Below are 5,334 nucleotides of genomic sequence, written 5' to 3' on the forward strand. Positions count from 1 at the left end.
CCAAAGATTTAATTTTTAAATCTTTTTATGAGACTGAAATAGCTAATATATTTAATATAAATATTATTCAAGGGATACTAGATTATTATCAAGATGCATATTACGGTAAGGTCAAGATTAATATAGACAATGTGTACTATTATCTTGAAGTAAATTATATTAAGCTCTTAGATAAAAAGAACGAGTTAATGGGTGTATTGATTAACTTTAAGGATATTACAGAAAAGACAAAACTAGAAGAATTTCTTATAAGAAAAGATAAAATGGAATCACTAGGATTTCTTTTATTAAATGTAGCTCACGAATTGAGAAATCCTTTAACTAGCATTAAAAATTTTACTGAATTGATGCCAGAACATATTGATGAAGAAGAGTTTAGGGAATCATTACTTTACCATGTACCAAAACAAGTAGATTATATAAATAAATTAGTTTCTAATCTACTGGAATATTCAAAGCCAAAAGAAGCAGAATTGACAACGATTAATGTTAAGCAATTTTTTGATAATGAGCTTTTGAGCTTATTCTATAAATTGATAAAAGCTGAGAAGAATATTACATTTTGTATAGATATAGCAGAAGAATTTTCAATTATTGCGGACCCTAACCAACTTAAGCAGGTATTAATAAATTTAATTCAGAATGCAAGTGACTCTATAAAAGAAAGTGGGATAATTAAAATATATTCATTTGAGAACAAAGACACTAAAGTAATAGTAATTGAAGATGATGGAGAGCCTATAGCTGAATCAGATTTATCAAAGGTATTTGATCCATTTTTTACTACAAAGCCAAGTGGTACGGGACTAGGTTTATTTATATGCTATCAATTAATAAAGGAAAATAACGGTAATATTGAAATAACCAATATACAAAATGGTACGAAAGTTTCTTTGATATTTAACAATAAAGGAGAAATGTAATAATGGATAATATATTAATTGTAGATGATGATGTATCAATTGTTGAAACCTTTAAATTTGCTTTAAAGAAAAAATATAATTTGTTTTTAGCATATAATTCCAAAGATGCTTTGTATTATTTTATTAACAATGATATATCTGTGACCATATTAGATTTAAAGCTTGGAAATGAAAATGGTATGGATTTATATTATGAGATTAAAGAAATTAATCCAAATGCTGTGGTAATAATAATAACAGCATTTGGTACAATCAAATCTTCTATAGAAGCTATTAAAAGTGGAATATTCAATTATCTAACAAAACCAATTAACTTAAAGGAATTAGAATTCATAATTGCAAAGGGAGTAGAGGTAAATAATCTATATAAACAGTTAGATACTTTAGAGGAAGAAACAAGGGGAAAATATTATGAATATGGCATAATATCTAAATCTGAAAGTATGAAAAATGTATTAAATACTGTGGAGAAAATAAAAAATGTTGATTCTAATATATTATTAACTGGTGAGAGTGGGACTGGTAAAGGTTTATTAGCAAGGACAATTCATGAAATGGGAAATAGAAGGGCAGAACGAATGAATACAGTTAATTGTGCGGCCATCCCAAGTGAGTTATTGGAAAGTGAATTATTCGGTTATAAAAAAGGTGCTTTTACTGGTGCAATGAAAGATAAAAAAGGATATTTTGAATTATCAAATAAAGGAACACTTTTTTTAGATGAAATAGGTGATTTAGATATTTCACTACAAGGCAAGCTTCTACATGCAATTCAAGAGAAGAAGATAACACCCCTTGGAGCAGAGGAAGAAATTGACGTGGACGTTAGAATTATAGCAGCTACAAACAAAGACCTATTTAGCTTAGTTAATGAAGGAAGGTTCAGAGAAGATTTATATTATAGATTAAACGTTATAAATATTAATTTACCACCCTTACGTGAACGTAAAGAAGATATTCCATTTTTAGTCAATCACTTTATTTATAAATATAGTAGAATTTTAAACAAGAACATTGATAAGGTGGAATATGATTTTATTGAAGCACTGGAGAATTATGAGTTTAACGGAAACATTAGAGAGTTAGAAAATTTAATCGAGAGAGCAATAGCGCTTTCAGAAGGGGGAGTATTAACTAAAAAGGATATTTTAGCGCATTTAAATCCAGATGGAAAATCCAATAAAATAGTAGGTAAGAAATTGATACCAGTATTCATAGGAGATACTTTGGAAAATATTGAAAAAAAGGTTATTTTATCAACCTTTGAATTATGTAACCATAATCAGAAACAAACAGCTGAAGTGCTGGGCATAACAGATAGAACTATAAGAAATAAGTTTAAAAAATATATGGAAGAAAAAGATACAAAGAATAATTAAATTCATAATAGAAATTAAGAAAATATTTCCCCTCGCCAATAAAGAGGAAAATTTTTCTGTAATTTAAAACTCATATAAATGTTGAAAATTCAAACAATTTGTAGAAAAAAGTCGAATAAGCGATATCTAAGGAAAAAAGTTCCGCAGATATCGTTTTCATTTTCTCAATCTATTTTATGAATGGCTAAATTTGCAGGGTTAGAATTAGTAAAGTTTTGGTATAGTATTTGCAATATATATTAAGTAGATTATAAAGAATAAATATTACAAGTTAAGGAGGAGTGATCAATACTTAGTGACTGAGTAAATAAGATGATATGCTTCCAAGGAGGGGTTAGATGAGATAACTAGGATACTATATATTAAATTTGTTGGATAAGTAAGTAGGATAATACCTATATTAACCAAAATTATTATACTTACTATGGAAGTATTATGTATTAAGAATTATTGGTGATATTGTAATATGATATTTATTACTATTAAAGGAGTGGTCGTAAATGACTTTTCAAGATTTCCTAGCAGCCATAGCTGTAGTAATTAATGGGTTACCACAAGGGTTACTTGCACTAAATTTTGGATTTGGAGCATTTCCCACAGCATTAGGTTTTCTTGCAGGTACTGTAGGAATGTTGTTATTTGGTCAAGTTGCACCAATATCATTTCAAGCTGAAGCAATCGTATTAGCTGGAACCTTGGGTAAAGATAGAAATGAAAGATTAAATATTGTATTTTTTACTGGTATTTTGATGGCTATAATTGGTGGGATAGGACTATTACAGCCAACAATTGATTTTATAGGACCGTCTATTCTCAATGGAATGATGGCAGGAGTAGGTTTTTTACTAGCTAAAGTAGGAATAGATATGGTTAAGGCAGATAAGACAGCAGGTGGAGTTTCTATGTTAACAGCTATTTTTACTTACTTTCTAACTAGCAATTTAGTATATACCATAGTAATAAGTGTTTTTGCTAGTTCGCTATTATGGCTATATTTAAATAAAAAAAATAAAGTATCTAGTAATGAAGAAGTGAATCTAGAATATGAAAGATTCATACCGCTAAAATTTAATTTTAGTAAAAATGTTATTCGTAGTACTTTGGCTGTAGTAACACTTCAAATTGGTGGAAATATTGCTTACTCAAGTATAACAGGCAGTATAGCAAACAAACCAGTTAATGTAGACGCTGTAACATTATATTCAGGTATTGCTGATGCTGTAAGTGCATTCTTTGGGGGTGGGCCTGTTGAGGCTATAATAAGTGGTACAGCAGTAGCGCCTAACCCAGTCATAAGTGGAGTTATAATGATGCTTATCATAGCAGCAATTTTGTTTACTAAGCTATTGCCGAAAATCGCTAAATATGTGCCTAGTGAATCAATAGCAGGCTTTTTATTTGTACTAGGAGCTATAGTCGTATTTCCCTCCCATATGGGTCTAGGGTTAGAAGGTACACCAATTGTAGGAGGTGTAACAGCTATAGTAACAGCTGTCACTGATCCATTTATAGGGATGATCGCTGGTATAGCTACTAGGTTTTTAATGAATATATTTTAAAATATTAATTTGAGGAGGATATTTATGTCTATTAACAACTTATGGAAGATAAAAAAAGAGAACTGTGCATTAATTATTGTTGATATGCAACATGATTTTATTTCTGAGGGAGCACCAATAGAATGTCCTGGCGGAAGAGAAATAATTCCAAATATAAGAAGAATAAAAGAGTGGGCAAAAAATAATAATATTCCTGTATTTTACACTAAGGAAAGTCATAGAACACAAAAAGTAGATTTTGGACTAGAATTGGAAAGAAGCGAACCAGAACATTGTCTGGAAGGAACACCAGGAATCGAGATATTAGATGAACTTGAACCAGATGATGATGATTATGTAATTATTAAAAGGAGATATAGTGGATTTTATCTTACTGATCTAGAAATATTGATGAAAGGCCTTAAAAAGAATTGCCTAATAATTACAGGAGCAGCAACGAATGTTTGTGTATATGCTACTGCATTAGATACGCAGCAAAGAGATATGAATGCAATAGTTCTTTCTGATTGCGTAGCAGGTACAAGCATAGAGCTACATGAAGCATTCTTAAAAAACATTGATTATGTCATTGGAGATGTAGTTACATCGCAAGAATTAATGGACACTTTATAATAGATTTTACAACACTAGGGCGCTTTTCTGTGCCCTAGTATTGTAAAGATTATAGAGAATATTAAAAGATGAGGATATTAAATATATTAAGGGTATAGTTGTAAAAGAAGTTATAAATATATTATACGAGGAGGAATAGCCTTGGGATATAAACTTATTGATTTGTCACAAGAAATATATCAAGGTATGTCAGTATTTCCTATGCATCAAAAGACATTTATAATGACCAATATGACACATGAAGAGAATATGGAGGCTACTGGAAGTAAAACTTTAGGATTTTCAGCAAGAAACCTTCTGATCAGTGAGCATGGAGGCACCCATAGTGATGGGGTGTGGGAATATAACCCTAATGGACCTACTATAGATGAAATGCCCTTAGAATACTTTTGGGGAAGTGCCATATGCTTAGATTTAAGTCATATTAGATATCCTAATTACATTGAACCTAGGGATTTAGAAAATGCTTTGGAAATATCAGGGCAATCAATTCGAAAGGGAGATATAGTACTACTATATACAGGTCATCATAATAGGAATTTTGGCACAGAAAAATTTCAGACAGATTATTCTGGGTTAAGCTATGATGCAGCTAAATGGTTAGCTGAAAATGGCGTAGTAAACATTGGTGTAGATGCACCGGCCATAGATTTAACTCCAGATGATACTGACTTCTCTGCCCATTTAGTATGTGGCGAGTACAATATTACAAATACAGAAAATTTATGTAACTTAGATTTGGTGGCAAACAAAAGATTTTTATATATTGGGTTGCCATTAAAAATTCGAGAAGGTACGGGATCACCTATTAGAGCTGTTGCTCTTGTGGAGGAGTGATTTATAGTTTTATGAAAGGAAAAG

Annotated in this window: 5 protein-coding genes; all 5 read left to right on the top strand. The window is 30.5% G+C overall.

What is annotated here, in order from left to right:
• The coding region (locus tag CIW83_RS21575) for a nitrogen regulation protein NR(II) (RefSeq protein WP_201260093.1) at positions 1-923 on the top strand (923 nt) is incomplete at its 5' end.
• Positions 924-925: 2 nt separating this feature from the next.
• Positions 926-2,302, top strand: a complete 1,377-nt coding sequence (locus CIW83_RS21580) for a sigma-54 dependent transcriptional regulator (protein ID WP_094904488.1) — start codon at positions 926-928, stop codon at positions 2,300-2,302.
• Positions 2,303-2,802: 500 nt separating this feature from the next.
• Positions 2,803-3,861 carry a guanine permease gene (locus CIW83_RS21585; RefSeq protein WP_094904489.1) on the top strand — a complete coding sequence of 353 codons (1,059 nt, stop codon included), beginning with the start codon at positions 2,803-2,805 and terminating at the stop codon, positions 3,859-3,861.
• Positions 3,862-3,885: 24 nt separating this feature from the next.
• Positions 3,886-4,473: an isochorismatase family protein gene (locus CIW83_RS21590; RefSeq protein WP_094904490.1), complete on the top strand. Its 588-nt coding sequence runs from the start codon at positions 3,886-3,888 to the stop codon at positions 4,471-4,473.
• A 141-nt stretch (positions 4,474-4,614) separates the two neighbouring features.
• Positions 4,615-5,310: a cyclase family protein gene (locus CIW83_RS21595; protein WP_094904491.1), complete on the top strand. Its 696-nt coding sequence runs from the start codon at positions 4,615-4,617 to the stop codon at positions 5,308-5,310.
• The last annotated feature ends 24 nt before the right edge of the window (positions 5,311-5,334 follow it).

Source organism: Tissierella sp. P1 (genome assembly GCF_002266425.1).
Lineage (GTDB): Bacteria > Bacillota > Clostridia > Tissierellales > Tissierellaceae > Tissierella > Tissierella carlieri.